Genomic DNA, 21,047 nt, shown 5'->3' with positions numbered 1-21,047 from the left:
TATGACCATCCACCATCACCCCCTCCGCGACGCCGACAAGGCCGCGATGCAGACCATGCGCGCCATGATCGCGCTTCAGCCTCCCTTGCCGCTCAGCCCACAGGGCCGCGCCATCTTCGATGAGATCATCGCCCATACGCCGCATGCCGAGGGCATTCAGTATGAGGCCGCCAGCGTGGGCAGCGTGCCGGGCTGGTGGTGCAGGCCGCCCGGCGCTTTGGCTCAGGGGGCGATGCTCTATCTCCATGGCGGGGGCTATGTGATCGGTTCGGCGCAGGCCTATCGGGCCTATGTCGGGCAGGTTGCACGGCGCGCGGGGCTGCAGGCTTTCGTGGCTGACTATGCGCTGGCCCCGGAGCGCCCCTATCCCGCGGCGACCACGGAGGCGATGGCAGCCTATCGCGGTCTGGTCACGCAAGGGCATCGGCACATCGTTCTGGCCGGGGATTCCGCGGGTGGCGGCCTGGCTCTGTCGCTGCTGGCCAGCCTGCGCGATGAAGCGGATCTGCCTCAGCCTGTGGGCGCCGTCGTGTTCTCTCCCTGGACCGATCTGGCGCTGACCGGCACCAGCATGGAGAGCCGCGCCTCGGCTGATCCGCTGCTGTCCCGGCAGGCTTTGCAGGATGCCGCCACGCTTTATCTGGGCGAGCACAGCCGCTGCCTGCCGCTGGTCTCCCCGCTCTATGGCGAGCTGGGTGGATTGCCGCCGGTGCTGATCCATGTCGGCGAGGATGAAGTGCTGCTCGACGACAGCCTGCGCTATGCCGCGCGACTTCAGGCGGCGGGCGGCAGCGTGGCGGCGCATGTCTGGGCCGGGATGCCGCATGTGTTTTCGGCCAATTCTGGCGTGTTGCAGGCCGCCGAAGAAGCTTTGGAGAGCATCCATGGCTTTGTTGCAGGGGTGATGCCTTGGCTGCCAGCCTGATGGCGGCAAGGCTTGGTGTGCAGGCCCTCGCATCTGGCGTTTCGGCCAGTGCGGGGGCCATAACCTTTCGTCGCAAATCTGTGTGAAGCGGGGGCGGGCGGCATGGCGCGTTGACGGGACCATGCGCTAAGGCACTGGCATGACGCTCGGAAAACCCGCCTGCCGCTATGGCGTGACGATGTTGGCGCTGCTGCTTTCGGCCTGCGGCTCGGGCGTGCATTACCGTCCGGTCAGCGACAGTCCGGTGCGGATCGGGCGGCCCTATGCGGTGCGCGGCACCACCTATGTGCCCGCCGCCGATCCTGCCTATGATCGCCTCGGCTATGCCAGCTGGTATGGCCCGGAATCGGGATCGCAGACCGCCAATGGCGAGCGTTTCCGCCCTGATGGCATTAGCGCCGCGCATACCACCCTGCCGCTGCCCAGCTATGTCGAGGTGACCGCGCTGGACACCGGGCGGGTGATCGTGGTGCGGGTCAATGATCGCGGGCCGTTCACGCGCAATGGTCGGCTGATCGACCTGTCGCGCGGGGCGGCGCATCTGCTGGGTATCCGGCAGAGCGGTGTCGCGCCGGTCAGGCTGCGTGTGGTGGAACCCTCGGAGGCGGATCGCCGTCGCCTGCGGGCGGGGGAACCGGCGGCGCCCCGGCCTGCGGTTTCAGGCCGGGTGCTGGCCGATCTGCGGGCGCAACTGGCGCAATCGGGGGCCAACACGCAGGTGATCGCGCCCTGAGGCTGGCGGGTTTTGAACGCCTGATTTGCGCGCGGATTGATCCGTGCCTTTCATTTGTCCTCGCAGGCTGCTCCTCCGGCAAACCCCATGGACAGCAAACATGCCTCGATATATATCATGCTATATAGATTCGGAGCGCATGATGGCGGACGTGTTGAAAGACTATGGTGACCTGTTTCTGGGCAGTCGGCTCAAGCGGCTGGCCGAAAGGCTGCAGGCCGATGCCGCGCGCATCATTCGCGAGGCGGGCCTGCCCATCCAGCCCGCGCAATTTCCCATGCTGGCCGCGATCCATCGCTATGGCCCGATCACCGTGGGCAAGGCGGTGGAGGTGCTGGGCATCAGCCAGCCGGTGGTCACCCGCACGCTCGCCGGGCTGATGGAGATGGGCCTGCTGGAAACCACCCGCGATGGCGCGGACCAGCGCCAGAAGACCATCCGCTTCACCAGCGCGGGCCAGGCCATGATGGCGCAGGGCACGGTGAGCGTCTGGCCGCGCGTCGATGCAGCGGTGAAGGGGCTGTGCGAGGGGCTGGAGGGGCCTTTCCTCACCCAGATCGCCCAGATGGAGGCGGCGCTCGATCGGCAGTCGCTGGAAAACCGGGTGCTGTCGCAGCCCCCGGCTCTGTCCATCCGCCCCTATGCCGACGATCTGGCCGAGGCCTTCCATCGCATCAATGCCGAATGGGTGCAGGCCATGTTCACGCTGGAGGAGAATGACATCCAGATCCTCACCCGCCCGCGTGAGCTGATCATCGATCAGGGCGGCGAGATTCTCTTTATCGAAACGCCGGATGCCGGGATTGTGGGCACCTGCGCGCTGATCCGCATGGGTGAGGGGGTGTTCGAACTCACCAAGATGGGGGTGAGCGCCGCTGCCCGGGGCCGCAAGGCGGGGGAATTCCTGCTGGCCGCCATGCTGGACAAGGCGCGCGCCATGAAGATCGAGACGCTCTATCTGCTGACCAACCGCAAATGCGAGGCGGCGATCCATCTCTATGAAAAGCTGGGTTTCGTTCATTCCGAGGAGATCATGGAGCTTTACGGCAAGCGCTATGAACGCTGCAATGTGGCGATGATCTACCGCTGGTAGCGGGGCGGCGATCTCCCTATAGGCTGCAGGCATGGTCATTCCGGAGCATTGATGGAAAGACTGTTCCACTCCCGCCATGGTGCTGAACCATGGCGCCATGCCGAGGGAGCGCCGCGCCATGCCATGGCCCGACACCGATCAACTCTTCGAGCCGCAGGATGCACCCCGTGCCGTTTCGGCCATGGGCATGGAGATGGTCACGCAGGGTTGGGAAAAAGAGCCCCATGCCCATCGTAAGGCGCAGCTGGTGCTGGCGGTGCGCGGGCTGATCACCTGCGATGTGGCGAAGGGTCGGTGGCTGGTGCCGCCGCAGGGCGCCCTGTGGATTCCCAGCGGGGTGCTTCACAGCATGAAGGCGGTGGGGGCGCTTGAACTCTACTGCCTGTTTATCGCGCCCGATCTGGCCGAGGCACTGCCGCGCGAATGCTGTGCCATGGCGATCTCGCCCCTGCTGCGCGAGCTGGTGATCGAGGTCTCGCGCCTGCCGGTGCTTTATGATCCGCAAGGCCGTGCCGCACCGCTGATCCGCACCATGCTCAACACGCTGGAGGAGGCGCCCATCGAGCATCTCCATCTGCCGATGCCCGCAGATCCGCGCTTGCGCCGCCTCGCCGATGCGCTGGCCGCCGATCCGGCGGACCGGGCGACCATCGCCCTCTGGGCCCAGCGCATCGGCATGAGCGAGCGCAGCCTGCATCGCCTGATCCAGAAGGAAACGGGCATGAGTTTCCTGCGCTGGCGCCAGCAGTTCCAGATCATGCTGGCGCTGGAGCAACTGGCGCAAGGCGTGGCGGTTCAGACCATCGCGCTGGATCTGGGCTATGAAAGCGCCAGCGCCTTTATCACCATGTTCAGGAAGATTTTGGGCCAATCGCCGGGGAAATATCTGGAAACCCGCGTCATCGCGTGATCCGGCGCGGCTGATCACGAATTGGCAGGATCAAGCTATAATCTGCCAGACTTGCGACATCACGATTTCATGCGGCGCGCTAGAGGCAAGGCCTTGTTTCCATGCCTTGAAAGTGCCCCGCCATGCTCCCGGATGATATCGCCCCGCGCAGCGCCCTGACCGCCAGCCTCTGCGCCCTCGGCATAGCGGCAGCCCTGAGCGGATGCACGGCGGGCCCTGATTTCAAGGCGCCGACCGCCTTGCCGCCTCCCCGCGCGACCGTCGTTGCGGCCAGTGCCCTGCCCGGGCAGGCCGCACCCACGCCAGCGTGGTGGCAGGGTTTTGGCGATGGCACGCTCGATGCGCTGGAAAAGCAGGTGCTGTCCGGCAATCTCGATCTGGCGGAGGCCGGAACGCGCATTGGCCGGGCACGGGCCGCGCTGCGGATCGCCGGGGCGGCGGGACTGCCTCAGGCGGGGGCAGGGGCCTCCTATCAGCGGGAAAGGGCCAGCCCCAAGGGCATTCTCTCGCTGACCGGTTCGGGCAGCCCGGCCAATGAAGACGCCGGGGGCACGGCCGCTTTCGGTTCCACCACGCTGCCCGCCAGCAACTCCAGCGAGTATGATCTGTTTCAGGCCGGTGTCGATGCCAGCTGGGAACTCGATCTCTGGGGCAAGGCGCGACGTCTGCGTGAGGGCAGCCGCGCTCTGGCGCAGGCGGCGTGGTTTGATCGTGAGGCCCTGCAGGTCTCGCTCAGCGCCGAGGTGGCCCGCACCTATCTCCATCTGCGCGCCACGGAGGCGCAGCTGGCGATCCTGCGCGACAATCGCGCGGCGGTGGAGCAAGGGCAGCGCATCGCGGAAAAGCGCCTCGATCGCGGCGCGACCACCCGCTTCGATGCCGCCACGGCAGGCACGCAACTGGCCGCCATCGATGCGCAATTGCCCGCGCTGGAACGCGCGGCGGCACAAGCCCGCAATGCGCTGGCCCTGCTGGCGGGGCTGGAGCCTCATGCGCTCGATTCCATGCTGGCCAGCCCGGCCCGGACCCTGCCCGAGATTGCCGCGGCGCCGCCCCCCATCCTGCCCTCCGATCTGGCGCGGCGGAGGCCCGATATCCTCGCGGCGGAGGCCAGCCTGCATGCGGCCACGGCTGACATCGGCAGCGCGAAGGCCGATTTCTACCCTTCGGTCTCGCTGGGGGGCAGTCTGGGGTTTCAGGCGTTGAACCTCAGCAATCTGCCGCTGTGGGATGCGCGGCAATTTGTGCTGGGGCCGATCCTGCGCCTGCCGATCTTTCAGGGCGGGCGACTGGCGGGGCAGCTGGACCTTGCCAAGGCCAATCAGCAGGCCGCTGCCATCCATTACCGCGCCACGGTGCTGCGCGCCTGGCATGAGATCGACGATGCCATCGAAGAAGTCCGCACCAGCGAGGCGCAGATGGCCGCCGCGAAAACCGGCGTCGATCAGAGCCGGGTGGCGGCTCATGTAGCGCAGCGGCGCTATCAGGCCGGCGCGACCGGCTATCTGGCCGTGCTGATCGCCCAGCGCGCGAGGCTGGATCGTGAGGCTGATTATGTGGCCTCCCGGCAGGCCCATAATGACGCGCTGGTGGCGCTCTACAAGGCCATCGGCGGCGGATGGACGCCCCCTGCCGCGCCGGAGCATGGCGCATGACGGCTGCAGTGGCGCTGGAGGCACCGCCGAAACCCGCCCCCTCGCCAGCTCCGGTCTGGAACCTGCGCATCGCCACCGGGCTGGGCGGGGTGCTGCTGGCGGCGATGATGTCCGGGCTGAACGACCGGGTCGGCGGGCTGGCGCTTGCCGATATCGCCGGAGCGCGCGGACTGGCCACGGATGATGCCCATCTGCTCAGCACCATTTATGAAGGGGCGCAGCTGGCGGCGATGCCGGTGGCCTCATGGCTGGCGGGCACCTTCTCGCTGCGGCGCTTTCATCTGGCGATCACCGGTGTCTTTCTGCTCTGCGCGGTGCTGCTGCCGCTGGCGCCCGATCTGGGCTGGATGATGGGCCTGCGCGCGGTGCAGGGGCTGGCCGGAGGCGCGATGATCCCGCTGCTGATGAGCGCCGCCCTGCGCTTTCTGCCCCCGGCGATCAAGCTGCAGGGTCTGGGCTTCTATTCGCTGACGGCCACCTTCTCCCCCAATCTGGCGCTCTGGCTCGCCGCGACATGGATCGACGGGCTGGGAGACTGGCGTCTGGCCTATTGGCAGGTGATCCCTGCCGCTCTGGCCGTGCTTTGGGCCATCTGGTGGGGCCTGCCTCAAGACCCGCTGCGCCTTGAGCGGCTGCGCGAGATGGACTTGCCCGCCTTGCTGGCCGGCCCCTCCGGGCTGATGCTGCTGGCCTTTGCGCTGGAAGAGGGCGAGCGGCTGGACTGGTTCCACAGCCCGCTGATTGCCGGAAGCTTCACCGCCGGGCTGGCGCTGATCGCGCTGTTTCTGGTCAGCGAGTGGTTTCATCCGGCGCCCTTTGTGAAGCTGCAGTTGATGGGCCGCCGCAACTATGGCCTTGGCATGCCGGTGTTCCTGGCCATGCTGGTGGTGATTATTGCCGCCGCGCTGCTGCCTGCCGTGCAGCTGGGCGAGGCGCAGGGCTTCCGCCCGCAGCAGATCGCGCCGATCGGCCTGATCATTGCCCTGCCGCAGCTGGCTCTGGCGCCGCTGGTTTCATGGCTGCTCTATCGGCGCTGGGTGGATGCGCGGCAGGTGATGGCGCTTGGTCTGCTGCTGATCGGCCTTTCCTGCTGGATCGCCTCGGGCGTGACCGGGGACTGGATGGTGCGCCAGTTCTGGCTGGCGCAGGCGTTGCAGACGCTTGGCCAGCCGCTGTCCGTGGTGGCTTTCCTCTATCTGGCCGTGGGCGTGATCGGGCCTGCCGAGGCGCCCTATGTCTCGGGTCTGATCAACACGCTCAAGACCTTGGCCTCGGTGATCGGGGCGGTGCTGGTCGAAAGGCTGCTGCTGGTGAGCGCCTCTGCCCATCTGCGCGGCTTTGCCGACCGTGCTGGCATGCTGGGCGACCATGCCCCGGGCCTGTTCGAACAGGTGCATGCCCAGTCCGCCACGCTGGCCGTGGCCGACGCCTATCGCGCTGCCGCTTTGCTGGCCCTGCTGCTGATCCCGCCGACGCTGTGCCTCACTTATGTCGCGCCTCCCGCGCCTCCCTCGAAGGATTGACGATGATGCCCATCCCCCTTTCGCCCAAACCCGTGATGATCGGCCTTGGCCTGATCGCCCTTGCCGGAGCAGGCTGGGCCGTGGCCCGCGACGAAGGCGCCGGCAGCAGCCAGACCACCGACGACGCCTATGTCGGCGCCGATTTCAGCACGGTGGCGCCCAAGGTCTCGGGCACTGTGGCGCAGGTGCTGGTGGCCGACAATCAGAGCGTGCGGCAAGGCCAGCTGCTGGCCGTGATCGATGACCGTGATTACCGGGTCGCGCTTCAGGCCAGCGAGGCCGACCTCGCCTCGGCGCAGGCCAAGGCCGAGGAATTGCGGCGTGAACTGGCGCGCCAGTCCAGCCTGATCGCTCAGGCCGGCGCCAATGTGGAGGCCGATCTGGCGGCGATCAGCCTGTCGCAGGCCAATGCGGGGCGTTATCAGGATCTGGCCAGCGACGGTTCGGGCAGCCGGCAGGAGCAGCAGGAGGCCAGTGCCCGTCTGGCCGCCGATCAGGCCGCCAGACGGCGCGACAGTGCCGGGCATGATGCGGCCCGCTCGCAGCTGCCGGTGCTTCAGGCCCGGCTGGCCGATGCCGAGGCCGCTGTGGCGCGGGCGCGGGCGGCGATGGAGGCGGCAAAGCTCAACCTCTCCTACACGCAGGTGCGCGCGCCCGTGGATGGCGTGATCGGCCAGCGCGGGGTGCGGGTGGGCAATTATGTGCAGGTGGGCGCGCCGCTGCTGGCGGTGGTGCCGGTGGCGCAGGCCTATGTCGAGGCCCATTTCCGCGAGACCCAGCTGGCACGCATCCGGCCCGGTCAGGCGGCCAGCGTGGCGGTGGATGCCGTGCCCGGGCTGGTGCTGAAGGGCCATGTGGAAAGCATCGCCCCGGCAACCGGCGTCTCCTTCGCCGCCGTGGCGCCGGAAAATGCCACCGGCAATTTCACCAAGATCACCCAGCGACTCGCGGTGCGGATCGTCATCGATCCGGGTCAGACGGGCGCGAATCGCCTGCATGTCGGCATGTCGGTGATTCCCACGGTTCAGACCGCCAGCTGACCCCGTTCAGCTGTGTTTAGCCGTGCGTTGCATGGGATCACTGGTGCCAAAATTGCAACTTGCCGCATGTCAAGCCCGTTTCGTCCAAGTGAAAACCGGTTTGCGGGCACTTTTCATCTGCGAGACAGAATTAAAAGCGCAAGCCAAGAACAGTGTTTGCAAGGAGTCTCGTTATGCGTGCTATGTTCAAGAAAACAGGGATGATTGCCCTTCTGGCGGCAAGTACCATGCCAATGGCTTCCAGCCTTTACGCGCAGGACCAGCAGCCAGCGCCCCGCAGCGACATCACCGTCACCGGTGAGCAGGCCCCCGACCCCTCAAAGCTGCCTGCCGGGCCTGAGGTAAAGGGCTTCATTTCCGCCCGCACTGGCAATAAAATGCAAGTCACGGGCGCCGATGGTACGAAGCAGATCATCAGCTTCAATGAAAATACGCCCATCAAGGCCAGTAAAGGTCTGTTCGGCAGCAACAAGCTGAGCCCCGGCTCGCTGATGAACGGTCTGCCGGTGACGGTGAAGACGGTTCAGGCGCCCGATGGCCTGCTCGCTGCGCAGATCACCCTGCGCAATGGCGACCTCAAGACTGCCAATATGATCCATAATGGCACAGATCAGCGCTTCACCGCCAATGAAGCCGCCACCGAGGCGCTGCGCGGCCGCATGGGCGACATCGACAAGTACAACATCAAGAGCACGATGAATGTCCACTTCGACACCGGCAAGGCCGTGCTGTCGGCTGAGGACAAGAACCAGCTCTGCCAGACCGCCACTCAGGCTGAAGGCACTGAAAACGCTCTGATCCTGGTGGTGGGCTACACCGACTCGACCGGCAGCGACGATACGAACCAGGCGCTCAGCGAAAAGCGTGCCAGCAGCGTGATCCATTACCTGCAGCAGGCTTGCCACTGGAAGCCCTATCGCATGCTGACCCCGAGCGGCATGGCCACGGCTGACCCCGCCGCCAGCAATGACACGCCCGAGGGCAAGGCCCAGAACCGCCGCGTGTCGGTGAACATTCTGGTCAGCAAGGCAGTTGACGTCAACGGCTGACGCTGATCGCTTCAGGCGTGAAAAAGTGGGGCGGGCTACTTCGGTAGCCCGCCCTGCTGGCGTTTGGGGCTGTTACATCAGCAGGCGCCCTGCCACCTCGCGGATCGCTGCCGACAAATGCTGCAGCGATGGCGAATGCAGGCGCGGCACGACCCAATGCAACGTCACATCAAGGGGGCGCTGCGGAGGCAGTTCCACCAGCCGCCCGGCGGCCAGATGATCCTGCACGAGAGACAGGGGATGCAGGCTCCAGCCCAGATCCTCCAGCGTCAGATCGATAAAGGCGGTGGTGGAGGGCACCCAGTGGACGGGGCCGGTCGGTTCGGCGCCCAAGGCTTCACGCGCCCAGCGGGCTTGCAACAGATCGCGGCGATCGAACCGCAGATAGGGCGCATGGGCCAGCGTTTCCGCCGTCACGCCTTGCGCGAAATGTCTGGCGATAAAAGCCGGGCTGGCGCAGGCGACATAGCGCAAGGCGCCCAGATGTGCGGTTTTGCAGCCCTGCACGGGCCTTGTGTCCGCCGTCACCGCGGCCAGCACATCGCCTGAGCGCAGGCGGTCGGCGGTGTGCTCCTCATCATCCATGCGGATGTCCAGCGCGATGCCTGTCTGGCGGGCAAAGGTGGCGATGGCGGCGGGAAACCATGTCGCGAGGCTGTCGGAATTGACCGCCACCCGCAAGGTCAGCGCTGCGGGATTGTCTGCCTGCTGCCCCAACACAGCGCCCATATCATGTTCGAGCAGCCGCACCCGGTCGAGATGGGCGCAGAGCGCGCTGCCCAGGTCCGTTGGCATGCAGGGCGATCCGCGCAGGATCAGGATCGAGCCCAGCCGCTCCTCAAGCCCGCGCACCCTTTGCGACACGGCGGAAGGCGTCATGGCGAGCGCGGCAGCGGCCTTTTCAAAACTGCCCTCGGTGACGACAGCGGAGACGGCGCAGAGCGATGGATAGTCCAGCATGATGAAGCATTGCTTCATCAGGATAAGAAGAACAAGTTTTACTTATTCATCGCCCTTGCCCATTCCCACCGCATGACAAGCCTTTTTACCCCTTTCGCCTCGGGATTTCTCCTGTCCGGCGCACTGATCATGGCGATTGGCGCGCAAAACCTCTTCGTGCTGCGGCAAGGGCTGCGGCGCGAGCATGTCGGCGCCATTGTCCTGCTGTGCGGGGCATCCGACGCGCTGCTGATCTCGCTGGGCGTGGCCGGGATGGGAGCCTTTCTGGCCGCCATTCCCCGCCTCACCATGGCCCTGTCGCTGGGGGGCGCCGCTTTTCTGGGCTGGTACGGCGTGGCGGCCCTGCGCCGCATGGCCGCGCCCGAGGCAATGCTGGTCACCGAGGCCGGCGGCGTCACGCTGGCCCGGGCGCTGACCACCACGGCGGCCTTCACCTTTCTCAACCCCCATGTCTATCTCGACACGGTGTTGCTGATGGGCGCCGCTGGCGCCTCGCAACCCGCGCTGCTGCGGCCCATCTTCGTGGCAGGGGCGGCAACGGCCAGTTTCACATGGTTTATCAGCCTGGGCTATGGCGCGCGACTGCTGAAACCGGTCTTTGCCAAGCCTGCGGCATGGCGGATGCTCGATGCTTTTGTCGGCGTGGTGATGCTGAGTCTGGCCGCGTCTCTGGCGCTGCATGCACTGCCCCCCGGGACCTGACGCAAGGGTTTCAACCGTTGACCTGCGGGGCGATTTCAACAATAGTAGCTAAATGGATCATATAGTGGATAGCGCTGGCCAACTCGCCCACTGCCTCAAGGCGGAGCGGCTGGCGCATCAGTGGAGCATTGCCGATCTGGCTGAACGCTCCGGCGTTTCCAAGGCGATGATCAGCAAGATCGAGCGCGGCGATGTCAGCCCCACAGCGGCCTTGCTGGCGCGGCTCGGCAATGCTTTCGGCCTCACCCTGTCCGCTCTGTTCGCGCGCGCCGAGCAAAGCGGAAGCCGCCTGAACCGGGCGCAGGACCGCAAGAGTTGGGTCGATCCGGAGAGTGGTTATCTGCGCCGACAGGTCCTTGGACTGGACCCATTCCCGCTGGACATCGTCGAGATCGAGATGCCGCCGGGCGCCCGGGCCTGCTTTCCCGCCGCGAGCTATGCCTTCCAGCATCATGCGATCTGGCTGCGTGAGGGCAGCCTTGCCATCCGCGAAGGCGATCTGGAGACGCTGCTCCATCCGGGCGACTGTCTGGCCCTTGGCGCGGCTGCGGAAGTCTGTTTTTACAATCCCGGTCCACGGCCCTGTCATTATGCCGTGGTGATCGGCCGTATGGGAGGGTTCAGATCATGATCATCCGCGACGCCGGCGAGCGTGATCTTGCCGCGATCATGGCGATCTACAACCATGCCGTGCTGCAGACGACGGCGGTGTGGAATGACACGCCTGTGACGCTGGAGGAACGCCAGAGCTGGCTGGCCGGCAAGCGAGAACGCGGCTTTCCGGTTCTGGTCGCAGAGGTTGGGGATCGCCTGCTGGGCTTTGCCTCCTATGGCGATTTCCGGCCATGGCCCGGCTATGTCCATACGATCGAGCATTCTGTCTATGTCCATCCCGAAAGCCATCGGCAGGGCGTGGGGAGGGCGCTGATGGAGGCGCTGATCGAGCAGGCCGTTGCGGCGGGGCTCCATGCCATGATCGGCGGGATCGAGGCCGGGAACGCCGGATCGCTCGCGCTGCATCACGCTCTGGGCTTTGCCGAGGTGGGGCGCTTGCCCGAAGTGGGCCGCAAATTCGACCGCTGGCTGGATCTGGTCTTTATGCAAAGAGTGCTGCGCGAAGCGGCTGATTAAAGCGCGCCGCCGCGCAGGCGCTCCTGCACCAGATCGGTGAAGGCGCGAATGTTGGGCGTGTTGCGCCGCCCGCTCTGGAACAGCAGGGACACGGGCAGGGCGGGGCTCACCACATCGGTGAGAATTTGCCGCAGTCTGCCCGCCTGCAGATCCTGCGTGATCTGATAGGACAGCGTCCGCACAATGCCGAGCCCGCTGATTGCCGCCTCGATTCCCGCCTGAACGCTGTTGACGGAGAGGCGCGGCGGGCCCTCGCCGGTTCTGTTATGGCCGGTGTCCAACAGGCGATGGGCGCCAACCTCATCCTCGATGGCGATCATGCGGTGATGGCGCAGATCGGCCAGATGATGGGGTTCGCCCTTTTCGGCCAGATAGGCCGGGCTGGCGCTGTAGACGCGCCGCACCTCGCCGACCTTGCGCATATGCAGCGCGCTGTCGGGCAGATCGGCGATGCGCACGGCCACATCCACGCCTTCCTCCACCAGCCGCACCACGCGGTCGAGCAGCAGCAATCGCACATTGAGGCCGGGGTGGCGCTGGATCAGCTCGGTGACGATGGGCAGGATGTGCAGCCGCCCGAACATCACCGGCGCGGTGACGGTCAGCGTGCCGCGCGGGGCCTGACCCGTGCCGCGCACCGCCTCGAAAGCGCCGTCGATCTCGGCCAGACCGGCGCGGCAGCGTTCCAGAAAGGCGGCGCCCTCCTCGGTGAGGCGCACGCTGCGCGTGGTGCGGATCAGCAGCGGCGTGCCCAGACTGTCCTCCAGCGCGGCCACGGTGCGCGTGACAGTGGTGGGCGACATATGCAGCCGCCGCGCCGCCTGAGCGAAACTGGCCTGTTCGGCCACGGCGATAAAGGTCCGCAGGGCTTTGAGCTGTTCCATCGCTGGTGACCATTATCATCGTGGATCGCAAGAATGAAGTGCGGATCTGCCAGATTATCATCCATTCTGCGCTGAGCGATACAGGTCAGGCGTTATCCGCACAGCGAGGTCCCACCCATGAAACTCTACCATTTCCCGCTTTCCGGCCATGCCCATCGCGCGGCGCTGTTCCTGTCGCTGGCCGGGGTCGAGCATGAGCTGATCCATGTCGATCTGGCGGCAGGCGCGCATAAGCAGCCCGAATTTCTGGCCCTCAACGCCTTTGGCGAGGTGCCGGTGCTGGATGATGACGGCATCATCGTCGCCGATTCCATCGCCATTCTGGTCTATGTGGCGCGCAAGATCGGCCCCTCGCACTGGTTGCCGACCGACCCGGTCGAAGAGGCCGAGGTGCAGCGCTTCCTCTCGGTGGCGGCGGGCAAGATCGCCTATGGCGCTTGCGCCGCGCGTCTGGTGACGGTGTTCGATGCGCCCTTCCGCGCCGAAGAGGTGGTCGCCCGCGCCCATGCCACGCTGGCCGTGATTGAGCAGGTTTTGGCCGCAAGGTCATGGATTGCGGGGACCGCTCAGCCCACGATCGCCGATGTCGCGCTCTATAGCTATATCGAGCGCGCGCCTGAGGGGAATGTCGATCTCTCCGGTTACCCGCGCGTGCTTGCCTGGCTGCGCAAGGTCGAGCAGCTTCCCGGATTTCTCCCCTTCGCGCGGACCCGTGCCGGATTGGAGGCCTGAGCCATGCAGTTCCAGACACTCAAGCTCGACCATGTCGGCATTCGGGTAACCGATCTGGCTGTATCGGAAGCCTTTTACGCGAAGCTGGGTTTCCTGCGCGATCCCGAGGAATTTTCCGAGGAGGGCAAGGCCTGCGGGTTGGTTCACCCCACCGGCCTGCGCATCCATCTGATCTTCAACGGTACCGCCGCCGAGGAAGGCAATGTGCTGCTCGACGCCGCGATCAAGCGCCCCGGCTACACCCATGCCGCCTTCATCATCGAAAGCATGGCGGAGCTGGTGGCCTGGCTGGGTCAGGAAGGGATCGCCATCACCGAAGGGCCGGTCGAGATGGGGCATGGCCGCCGCAGCGTCTGCTTTATCCGCGACCCTGACCGCAATGTGCTGGAATTCAACGAGATCCTTCCAGCGCTCTAAAATTGCCGCGACAGCTGCAACTGCACCACCCGCCCCGGCAGCGAGCGCCCGGTCACATAAAGGCCGGCCGCACTGCCGGGGCCGACACCGGCAATCGTGTCACCCTGCATCACCGCCACCGTGTTGAGCAGATTGCTCACCTGAGCCCTCAGGCTGGTCGCGGCATTGATGGCCCATTGCGCGTTCAGCCCCACCAGCACGTAGGGCGGCAGGCGCAGCGTGTTCCCGTCATCGGCAAAGCGGCGGCCCATGCCGGTCACATCCATGCCCATGGAAAGCCCGCGCACCGGCAGATCGGCGCTCAGGCTGGCCATGGCCATCACATCGGGCACGCGCTGAGGCACATGGCCGTTGTTGTTGATGGTGACACTCACCCCGCTGCTGGCATCGGTGTAGAGATAATCGCTCAGCCGTGAGCGCTGCCATGTCACGCTCAGCCGCGCCGAGAGCCAGCGGGCCAGACGCATCCGGCTTTCGCCTTCCAGCCCCACAGCGGTGGCATCGGCCAGACGCGGGATGGTCAGGATCGCTCCGGTGCGCGCATCGATGGTGCTGGCGCTGACATCCAGCCCGCTGAAATAATTGGCAAAGCCCGTGATCGACAGATGCAGCGCCTTGCGATCCAGCACCAGTCCCAGTTCCCCCTCGCTGACGGCCACGGCATGAGCGGTGGCTGGATTGGGACTGTTGCGATAATTGCCCAACCCCGGAAGGCTGTGGCTGCGCGTGGCCCGTGCGAAAAGGCTGAGCGGGCCTTGAGCCGGATGCCAGTTGACCGCCAGCGTGGCATTGGTGGCGGCAAAACTGCCGCGATACGGCACGCTCTGGCCGCTGTCCTCCTGCGTGGCGCTGCCCGCCAGCGATGTCGCCGTCGCCAGATTGAGCGTGACCGGTAGTGAGACCGTGCCGCGCAGGCTTTCCTCCTCGTGCCGCAGTCCGGCATCCACGCGCCAGTCACGGGCCAGCTGCCATTCGTCGGTCAGATAGGCGGCCAGCATCTGGAGGTGGCCGTGGGTCTGCTCCCATGTCGAACTGCGGCTGAGAAAGCCGCCATCGGTCTGTGAACCGATCTGCTGCCCGCTGCCGTCCACCGCCACCAGATCGAGCAACTGCCCTTCGGCCTGCGCCGACACCAGCGCCCGCGCCACAATCCGGGTGTAGCGCCACAAGCTGTCAGCGCCATAGGTGCCCAGCGTGAGATTGTGCCGCCCGGCGGCCTCCAGCGTGTGGGTGAGTTCCAGCGTGCCCAGCGCCTCATCCAGCCCCACCGTGGCGCTGGTGGGCTGCACCACCTCGACAAGGCCATTGCCGGTGGTGTCGGTGTAGCTTGCGCCGGTGTCGGTGGTGCGCAAGGCCAGTTGCGTGGCGCCGGGAAAGGCAGCCAGCAGAGTGCTGCGGTTCTGAGCCAGATAGGCGCTGGCGGTCACAGGCGGCCCGCTCGACAGGATCGCATTGCGCTCGGTGGCGGAGTGGCGCAGGCCCAGACGTGCCGTCAGCCGGGTGGCGGGGCCGAGGTTCAACACCAGCACGGCGTTGCCCGCGATCAGCCGGTTGCGGTTGTTGCGCCCGATGTCGCGGGTGACAGAACCCTGAGCGGTGGTGAACGTCACATGGTTGAGATCCGTTCCGAACCAGCTGTCACGCAGCGGATCGAAACCGGGCAGGGCGCTCAGCGTGCCGCCCTTTGACACCAGCGGATAAGAGGAGGTGTTGAGGCTCGTATCATTCTGATAACGCAGGCTGAGCCGGATCGAGCCATCGGGCAGATCATGCTGGGCCCGCAGCCGCACCTGCCCGCCGCCCAGGGTCTGGGCCATGCGCCGCACGGTGGGATCGCGCGAGAGATAGCCCCCCGCGATCACCTTCCATGATCCCACCGGGCCGCTGATCCAGCCGTCGGCGCGCAGCAGGCCATAATCTGTGACGGTCAGGCTGGCGCCGCCCGCCAGATGCGCGGTGGGCTTGCGGATATGCAGATCCAGCAGCCCCCCCGGGGCATTGCTGGCCAGAATGGAGGAAGGCCCGCCATGAACGTAATCGGCGCTCTCCAGCATGATATCGGGGCGCATGAACTGGTCGATGTCGGTCCATGGCAGGGTCATGTGCTGGATGGGCAGGCCGTCTTCCTCGACCGCCAGCGCGCTGTAACCGTCCAGCGGCATGCCGCGCACGCGCACGGTGTTGGCGCTGGTGCCTGCCGAGGTGTCGGTCCAGACGCCGGGGATACCGTCGAGCAGGGCGGCCATGGATTGCGGCGCGCGGCGGCTGATCTCGCCCGCATCGATGGTGGTGAGCGAAAAGCTGCGCTCTGTGTCGAGCATGGGCGAAAGGCCGCGCCGTCCCGAAACCACCAGCATGGGCGCATCCTCGATGGCGGCAGGCATAGGTGGCGGTTTGGCGCGTTGCGGGCGCGCGGGATGGGGCGCCGGGCGAGGAGCGCGGCTCACCAGCAGGCCGCCCGTCGTGATCCGGCAGTTCAGCCCCGCTGGAGGGCACAGCCGGGCGAGGGCCTGTGACAGGTGCTGCCCGGCAGGCAGGGCGGGCAGGCGCAGCCCGTCGAGGTCGCCTTGCTTCCAGGCCACGGCCAGTCCCGCCTGTCGCGCCACCTCGCCCAGCACCTGAGCGGCGGAGCCTGCGGCGATGGGGGCGTTCAGGCGCGGATCGGGCGCCGTGGCCGGGGCATGGGCCGCCAGCGATGACGCCGCGATCAGCGCTGCCGAAGCGAGCGGCACCCCCTCAGGCCGGGCGCAGGTGCCAGCCGCTTGCGCTGGGCTCCAGCGTCCAGCCATTGGCCATGGCGATCAGGCGCAGGCTGCCTTCCGGATCGCTGAGGCGATAGCGGCCGCTGATCGGGCGGGCGGCCAGATCGGGCGCGCAATCGATGGGTCTGTCGCTGGCATGGGCAAGGCGGGCCAGCACGCTGTCGAGCCGGTCGCCGCGTGCGTCGATCCAGTCGCTGGCGGCGGCGGCCGGATCGGGGGGGAAGGAGAGGGCCGTGGCTTTGTGACTGGCCGAGAGCAGCAGTCCGTGCCCTGCATCGAGAAAGCGCAATGTGCCGCCATCGGTGACGCGCACACGCCCCTGCTGCACACGGACCAGCGTATCGGTGCCGATCTGCGCTACCTCGAAAACGGTGCCGACAGCAGTGACGGCCACGCCGTTGCTGCGCACGGTGAAGGGCCGCTGCGGCGCATGGGCGACCTCGAACAGGCCACGCCCTGCCGCCAGATCGAGATCGCGGCTGCCCGCGCGCAGATGGACGGTGAGATCGCTGCGCCCGTCGAGATGGACCGTGGAGCCATCGGCCAGTTGCTGCACCAGCCCGGGCCCGGCGGCGGTTTCCAGATGGAGGCCGCTTTGGCCCTGTTGCATCCAGAGCCAGCCGCCGCCCATCACCGTCAGCGCAAGGCAGGCCGCCATCGCCAGCGCCGGTTTGAACCAGCGGAGCGGGGCGGGGGCTTCGAAAGCTGGGGTGTCGGCAGGGGCTGCAATGGGCGGCGCGATTGGCGCTGGCGTCGCCAGTGCTTCACGCAGGGCGGCATCCAGCATGGGATCGGCCATGGTCTGGGCGACGCGGCGCACCGCTTCCAGCCGTGTCGGCTGATCGGCCAGCCATGCCAGAAAATCGGCGCGGCGTTCGGGAGACCAGCCGTCTGCGGCTTCGTCCAGCCAGTCGGCGGCTGCTTCCAGATCATCGAGGGTGAGGCTGGTCATGCGGTCGTATTCACCGCAATGTCATCGTCGAGGGCCAGGGTCAGTTGCGCCATGGCGCGGGTGATATGCTTTTTCACGGCTTCGGACTGCATGTTCAGGGCGCGGGCGATGTCTTCGCGGCTCTGGCCGTCGATGCGGCGGCGGATGAAGATGTCGCGGCGCAGGGGTGTCATCGCCTCCAGCGCGGCGTGGAAACGGGCGAGGCGTTCGCGGTCGCTCAGCTGCTGGTCGGGCAGGGGGGCAGAGCAGGGCAGCGTGTCCTCCAGCTCGCAGTTGAAGGCAGGTTGGCGGCGGTGGCGGTCCACCATCAGATTGCGCGCCACGCTGATCGCGAAGAAATCCGGGCGGGCAATATCGGTCTCATGCGCGCGGCGCAGGGTGCGCTCAAGGCTTTCCTGCACGATGTCCTCGGCATCGGCCGCATCGCCGACATGGGCCCGCACATAGGCGCGCAGGCGCCCCAGCGTCTGGGCCAGATCGGCGATCAGACGCGAGGCCGCTGTGGAAGGCGCGGGAGAAGGCGGGGCGATGGTGTTCATGGAATGCCGGCGAGGATGCTGCATGGCCGGTAGGGTCCGTTTGTTGCAGGGATGTGAAAGCGGCACGGCGAGGTGCTTTTCCCGCCGTGCCGCCAGAGGTTTAGAGACCGATACGCGCGCCGACCATGAAGGAGCGGCCGCTCTTGAGGTAGGTGTAGACGCGGTTCGAGCCATCCGCGACATTGCCGACAAACTGGCTGTCGGCCGCATTGGTCAGGTTCACCGCATCGAAGGTGACGGCGAGCAGCCTGTTGATGTTGTAGCGCAGCGAGGCATCGACATGGGTGTTGGCGTTGTAGCCCGCCATATCATTGCCATTGGCCGAGGGCAGATCGGTGAGATAACGCCCGTGATAGCTGACCGAGACGCGGGCATCGACCTTCTTGTCGGTGTAATAGGCGGTGATGTTGGCCGAATGGCGCGTCAGATTGGGCAGGCTGGCGCGGAAGGGCACGCCGGTGGTGGCATTGGTGTAGGTCGCGCTGCCATCGGCCAGCGTGTAATTCGCCAGTACGCCGGTGTTCTTGAACAGGCCGGGCAGGAAGTCGAAGCCGACATTGCCGGTCAGCTCCACGCCCTTCACATTGGCCTGCTGGCCGTTGCTGTAGCTCTTCATGGTGAAGATGGTGTCGGCGCTGTTGGTGGTGGTGGCCGCGTTCAGAAGGCTGAGCGGCAGGCCGGTGGCCGAGAAGGGCTGATCGTAATAGGAGCTGATGATCAGGTCCTCGATGTGCTTGAAGAAGGGGGTGATGGCGAACATCGTGCGCGGCGAGGCATAATATTCCGCCGAGAGGCTGAGTGAATCCGCGCGGAAGGGCTTCAGATTGACATTGCCCGTGGTGATGATCCGGTTGTTGGGATCGACCGAACCGCCGCCGATGGACAGATTGCCCAAAGTGGGCCGCGACAGATTGCGGTCCGCGGCAAAGCGCAGCTGCAGCTTGCGCCCGAACTTCATCACCGCATTGAGCGAGGGCAGGAAGTCCAGATAATTGTTCGCTTGGCCAACCCACAGCCCGCCGACATAGCCTTCGGACTTGGTATGGGTGTTGGCGATGCGCAGGCCGGCGTTGCCGTCGATATCGCGCCCGAACAGGCTGCCCTGGAAGCCGAGTTCGCCATAGCCGCCGCTGACCGTTTCGATCACGCGGAAGGTGGCGCCGGTGTCGATGGCCAGATTGTAGCTGTCGGCGTTCATCGCCGCGATGTCCTTGTTCAGATCGGCCACCGCCCAGCCCGAGGGCAGGCCCGAAACGCCCAGTCCGCTCGCGTAATTGAAGGGCAGGGTGGTCAGCGCCGAGGTCGGGCTGGAGTTGGCGACATTGCTGGTGATGTCGGTCTGGGCATAGGCGCGGTAATTGATCATCTGGCGGTTGATAAAACCGCCGACATGCAGGGTGAGATCGGGGTTGAATTCATAATGCAGGTTCAGCTTGCCGGTCATGTTGTTGTGAATGACATTGATGCGCTGAAGCCGCAGCAGGTTGAAGATATAGCTGTTGGGATTGCTGGTATCGATGCCGTAATTGATGACCGGCAGATTGGCGTTCTGGCTGAAATCGTAATTCATCGTGGTGCCGCCCGTCAGATGGGTGGCATCGCCATGGGTGTAGTAGAATTCATAGCGGCTCATGGAGAGCTTGGCGAGGTTGTAACCGGTCAGCACATCCATCGTCAGCCGGTCTGACAGGCGCGCTTTCGTGGTGAGCGACAGCTGGTAGTAATCATTGGTGGTGTTGTAGCGGCCCGTGTCCGAACGCACCCAGACATTGCCGAAGCTGCCCGAGGTGATGTTGTTGCCCGTGACGCCAAGGCTGTTGATCGTGGTGTTGGAAAGACCCGAGCTGGTGCTCCAGGCATTGGCATCGAGGTGATATTCGTCACGCTGGTCTTTCAGCTTGCCGAAAAGCCCGTCGAGATCGAACTGCAGATCGCTGCTGGGGTGGAACTGCAGCGAGGTGGTGATGCCAAGGCGCTTCTGCTTCCAGTCATAGAGGTCGTAACGCAGATAGCGCGGGAAATAGAGCGCGCTGCTGCTGGCCGCCCCGGCGTTAAGGCGCGCGGCGGTGCTGGCATCGACCGAGGATGAGACATTGCTGGCCTTCCAGCCGCCGGTGCCCCAGCGCACGGTGGAGAAGCCCTTTTCCACCACCTCGCGCTCGCTGTAGGCCACCGAGACCAGCGCGCCGAAGGTGCCTTCCTTGTTGCGCCAGCTGGCCAGACCGGCGATGCGCGGGGAAGCGGCCTTGCTGTAGCTGTTGTAGAAACCCTGCGCGGAAAGGGCAAAGCGCGGCGCCTTGTAGTCCAGCGCGCGGGCGGTGTAGAGATCGATGGTGCCGCCGATGCCGCCTTCCTCGATGCTGGCCTCGCCCGATTTGCGCACATCGATGCGGTTGAAGAGTTCCGCCGCGAAGATGTTGAAATCAAAGGAGCGCGAGTTGGAGGTGCTGCCACGCGAGTCGATCGAATTGCTGGTCGACAGCGCGGGCATGCCGTTCAGACGCACCAGCGTGTAATCGGGCGTGAAGCCGCGCAGCGAGACCTGCTTGCCCTCGCCGCCCGCGTCGCGGGTGATGGCAACGCCAGGCACGCGCTGGATCGCTTCGGCCAGATTGGTTTCGGGGAAGGAGGCGATGTCGTCGGCGAGGATCGAGTCCATCTCGACCGAGGCATGGCGCTTCAGATTTTGCGTGGCGTTGATGCTCTGGCCAAGGCCGGTGACGACGATGGTGTCGGGCGTGTCGGTGTTGTCCGGCGCGGTGGTGGCCGATGCCAGTTGCGGCACCAGAACGCAGGCCAGCGCCAGCAGGGATGAGCGGGTCTTGAAGGAAGTACGGATCATGAAAGTCCCCAGAGCAGGCAGAAAGTCTGATCCGAAGACGCCGCGTTTTACCGGCGGGGACATGGGGGATGGAGAAATTATCGAATAAATTTAAGTCGATATTTTCATGAAACTGACACAATCAGGGAAATGCTGAAAAGGTGTGCCTCCGGCGGGCAAAGGGTTATCACCCTTTGCAATCCCGTTCTTGTCTTTGTC

The 21,047-nt window shown here is 65.8% G+C and carries 19 protein-coding genes; 13 read left to right on the top strand and 6 right to left on the bottom strand.

Going from position 1 to position 21,047, the window contains the following annotated elements:
- Position 1 precedes the first annotated feature (1 nt).
- The 8 genes from HGK27_RS19700 (at position 2) to HGK27_RS19665 (ending at position 8,928) form a co-directional block, all read left to right on the top strand.
- The gene (locus HGK27_RS19700) at positions 2–925 is read left to right on the top strand and encodes an alpha/beta hydrolase (protein WP_206244549.1); all 924 of its coding nucleotides are present in this window, start codon (positions 2–4) and stop codon (positions 923–925) included.
- A gap of 139 nt (positions 926–1,064) precedes the next feature.
- Positions 1,065–1,658, top strand: a complete 594-nt coding sequence (locus HGK27_RS19695; protein ID WP_206244548.1) for a septal ring lytic transglycosylase RlpA family protein — start codon at positions 1,065–1,067, stop codon at positions 1,656–1,658.
- A 139-nt stretch (positions 1,659–1,797) separates the two neighbouring features.
- Positions 1,798–2,751, top strand: a complete 954-nt coding sequence (locus HGK27_RS19690) for a bifunctional helix-turn-helix transcriptional regulator/GNAT family N-acetyltransferase (protein WP_206244547.1) — start codon at positions 1,798–1,800, stop codon at positions 2,749–2,751.
- A gap of 118 nt (positions 2,752–2,869) precedes the next feature.
- Positions 2,870–3,661: an AraC family transcriptional regulator gene (locus HGK27_RS19685; protein WP_206244546.1), complete on the top strand. Its 792-nt coding sequence runs from the start codon at positions 2,870–2,872 to the stop codon at positions 3,659–3,661.
- A 122-nt stretch (positions 3,662–3,783) separates the two neighbouring features.
- Positions 3,784–5,316: an efflux transporter outer membrane subunit gene (locus tag HGK27_RS19680; protein ID WP_206244545.1), complete on the top strand. Its 1,533-nt coding sequence runs from the start codon at positions 3,784–3,786 to the stop codon at positions 5,314–5,316.
- Positions 5,313–6,839 (top strand): MFS transporter, encoded by a 1,527-nt coding sequence (locus HGK27_RS19675; protein ID WP_206244544.1) that lies wholly within the window; start codon positions 5,313–5,315, stop codon positions 6,837–6,839. Before HGK27_RS19680 ends, HGK27_RS19675 begins: the two co-directional genes overlap by 4 nt.
- 5 nt (positions 6,840–6,844) lie before the next feature.
- Positions 6,845–7,879: an HlyD family secretion protein gene (locus HGK27_RS19670; protein ID WP_206245435.1), complete on the top strand. Its 1,035-nt coding sequence runs from the start codon at positions 6,845–6,847 to the stop codon at positions 7,877–7,879.
- A 173-nt stretch (positions 7,880–8,052) separates the two neighbouring features.
- The gene (locus HGK27_RS19665; RefSeq protein WP_407674682.1) at positions 8,053–8,928 is read left to right on the top strand and encodes an OmpA family protein; all 876 of its coding nucleotides are present in this window, start codon (positions 8,053–8,055) and stop codon (positions 8,926–8,928) included.
- A gap of 72 nt (positions 8,929–9,000) precedes the next feature.
- Here the strand turns inward: HGK27_RS19665 and HGK27_RS19660 are convergent, their stop codons facing one another.
- Entirely contained in the window at positions 9,001–9,888 is an 888-nt protein-coding gene (locus HGK27_RS19660; RefSeq protein ID WP_206244542.1) for a LysR family transcriptional regulator ArgP, read from the bottom strand.
- A 72-nt stretch (positions 9,889–9,960) separates the two neighbouring features.
- Here HGK27_RS19660 and HGK27_RS19655 point away from each other — a divergent pair, with 72 nt between their 5' ends.
- The 3 genes from HGK27_RS19655 (at position 9,961) to HGK27_RS19645 (ending at position 11,721) form a co-directional block, all read left to right on the top strand.
- Complete coding sequence (locus tag HGK27_RS19655; protein WP_206244541.1) at positions 9,961–10,590, top strand: LysE/ArgO family amino acid transporter; 630 nt, start codon at positions 9,961–9,963, stop codon at positions 10,588–10,590.
- A gap of 64 nt (positions 10,591–10,654) precedes the next feature.
- Positions 10,655–11,221 carry a helix-turn-helix domain-containing protein gene (locus HGK27_RS19650; protein ID WP_241127645.1) on the top strand — a complete coding sequence of 189 codons (567 nt, stop codon included), beginning with the start codon at positions 10,655–10,657 and terminating at the stop codon, positions 11,219–11,221.
- The gene (locus HGK27_RS19645; RefSeq protein WP_206244539.1) at positions 11,218–11,721 is read left to right on the top strand and encodes a GNAT family N-acetyltransferase; all 504 of its coding nucleotides are present in this window, start codon (positions 11,218–11,220) and stop codon (positions 11,719–11,721) included. The genes HGK27_RS19650 and HGK27_RS19645 overlap by 4 nt, the downstream gene beginning before the upstream one ends.
- Here the strand turns inward: HGK27_RS19645 and HGK27_RS19640 are convergent.
- Positions 11,718–12,605, bottom strand: a complete 888-nt coding sequence (locus tag HGK27_RS19640; protein ID WP_206244538.1) for a LysR family transcriptional regulator — start codon at positions 12,603–12,605, stop codon at positions 11,718–11,720. The genes HGK27_RS19645 and HGK27_RS19640 overlap by 4 nt on opposite strands.
- 117 nt (positions 12,606–12,722) lie before the next feature.
- On the opposite strand from HGK27_RS19640, the gene HGK27_RS19635 reads away from it, so the two are divergent.
- Positions 12,723–13,337, top strand: a complete 615-nt coding sequence (locus tag HGK27_RS19635) for a glutathione S-transferase family protein (RefSeq protein ID WP_206244537.1) — start codon at positions 12,723–12,725, stop codon at positions 13,335–13,337.
- Between the two features lie 3 nt (positions 13,338–13,340).
- Positions 13,341–13,754, top strand: a complete 414-nt coding sequence (locus HGK27_RS19630; protein ID WP_206244536.1) for a VOC family protein — start codon at positions 13,341–13,343, stop codon at positions 13,752–13,754.
- Here the strand turns inward: HGK27_RS19630 and HGK27_RS19625 are convergent.
- The 4 genes from HGK27_RS19625 to HGK27_RS19610 form a co-directional block, all read right to left on the bottom strand.
- Complete coding sequence (locus HGK27_RS19625; protein WP_206244535.1) at positions 13,751–16,486, bottom strand: TonB-dependent receptor; 2,736 nt, start codon at positions 16,484–16,486, stop codon at positions 13,751–13,753. The two genes, HGK27_RS19630 and HGK27_RS19625, sit on opposite strands and share 4 nt — an antisense overlap.
- A 4-nt stretch (positions 16,487–16,490) precedes the next feature.
- A complete protein-coding gene (locus tag HGK27_RS19620; protein WP_206244534.1) occupies positions 16,491–17,468 on the bottom strand; it encodes a FecR family protein in 978 nt (325 codons plus the stop codon).
- On the bottom strand, positions 17,465–18,007 hold the full coding sequence (locus tag HGK27_RS19615) for an RNA polymerase sigma factor (RefSeq protein WP_206244533.1): 543 nt from the start codon (positions 18,005–18,007) through the stop codon (positions 17,465–17,467). The genes HGK27_RS19620 and HGK27_RS19615 overlap by 4 nt, the downstream gene beginning before the upstream one ends.
- A 100-nt stretch (positions 18,008–18,107) precedes the next feature.
- Positions 18,108–20,849 carry a TonB-dependent receptor gene (locus HGK27_RS19610; protein ID WP_206244532.1) on the bottom strand — a complete coding sequence of 914 codons (2,742 nt, stop codon included), beginning with the start codon at positions 20,847–20,849 and terminating at the stop codon, positions 18,108–18,110.
- Positions 20,850–21,047: the final 198 nt, after the last annotated feature.

Origin of the sequence: Novosphingobium terrae, from assembly GCF_017163935.1 — a bacterium.
Classification (GTDB): Bacteria; Pseudomonadota; Alphaproteobacteria; order Sphingomonadales; family Sphingomonadaceae; genus Novosphingobium; species Novosphingobium terrae.
This window is presented reverse-complemented; position numbering and strand designations above follow the sequence as displayed.

What these genes read in the sequence shown, in the direction of transcription:
- HGK27_RS19675 (WP_206244544.1), top strand. Translation starts at nt 5,313, where the DNA reads ATGACGGCTGCAGTGGCGCTGGAGGCACCGCCGAAACCCGCCCCCTCG.
- HGK27_RS19685 (WP_206244546.1), top strand. Translation starts at nt 2,870, where the DNA reads ATGCCATGGCCCGACACCGATCAACTCTTCGAGCCGCAGGATGCACCC.
- HGK27_RS19660 (WP_206244542.1), bottom strand. Translation starts at nt 9,888, where the DNA reads ATGCTGGACTATCCATCGCTCTGCGCCGTCTCCGCTGTCGTCACCGAG.
- HGK27_RS19655 (WP_206244541.1), top strand. Translation starts at nt 9,961, where the DNA reads ATGACAAGCCTTTTTACCCCTTTCGCCTCGGGATTTCTCCTGTCCGGC.
- HGK27_RS19700 (WP_206244549.1), top strand. Translation starts at nt 2, where the DNA reads ATGACCATCCACCATCACCCCCTCCGCGACGCCGACAAGGCCGCGATG.
- HGK27_RS19670 (WP_206245435.1), top strand. Translation starts at nt 6,845, where the DNA reads ATGCCCATCCCCCTTTCGCCCAAACCCGTGATGATCGGCCTTGGCCTG.
- HGK27_RS19640 (WP_206244538.1), bottom strand. Translation starts at nt 12,605, where the DNA reads ATGGAACAGCTCAAAGCCCTGCGGACCTTTATCGCCGTGGCCGAACAG.
- HGK27_RS19645 (WP_206244539.1), top strand. Translation starts at nt 11,218, where the DNA reads ATGATCATCCGCGACGCCGGCGAGCGTGATCTTGCCGCGATCATGGCG.
- HGK27_RS19610 (WP_206244532.1), bottom strand. Translation starts at nt 20,849, where the DNA reads ATGATCCGTACTTCCTTCAAGACCCGCTCATCCCTGCTGGCGCTGGCC.
- HGK27_RS19615 (WP_206244533.1), bottom strand. Translation starts at nt 18,007, where the DNA reads ATGAACACCATCGCCCCGCCTTCTCCCGCGCCTTCCACAGCGGCCTCG.
- HGK27_RS19635 (WP_206244537.1), top strand. Translation starts at nt 12,723, where the DNA reads ATGAAACTCTACCATTTCCCGCTTTCCGGCCATGCCCATCGCGCGGCG.
- HGK27_RS19630 (WP_206244536.1), top strand. Translation starts at nt 13,341, where the DNA reads ATGCAGTTCCAGACACTCAAGCTCGACCATGTCGGCATTCGGGTAACC.
- HGK27_RS19680 (WP_206244545.1), top strand. Translation starts at nt 3,784, where the DNA reads ATGCTCCCGGATGATATCGCCCCGCGCAGCGCCCTGACCGCCAGCCTC.
- HGK27_RS19695 (WP_206244548.1), top strand. Translation starts at nt 1,065, where the DNA reads ATGACGCTCGGAAAACCCGCCTGCCGCTATGGCGTGACGATGTTGGCG.
- HGK27_RS19690 (WP_206244547.1), top strand. Translation starts at nt 1,798, where the DNA reads ATGATGGCGGACGTGTTGAAAGACTATGGTGACCTGTTTCTGGGCAGT.
- HGK27_RS19665 (WP_407674682.1), top strand. Translation starts at nt 8,053, where the DNA reads ATGCGTGCTATGTTCAAGAAAACAGGGATGATTGCCCTTCTGGCGGCA.
- HGK27_RS19620 (WP_206244534.1), bottom strand. Translation starts at nt 17,468, where the DNA reads ATGACCAGCCTCACCCTCGATGATCTGGAAGCAGCCGCCGACTGGCTG.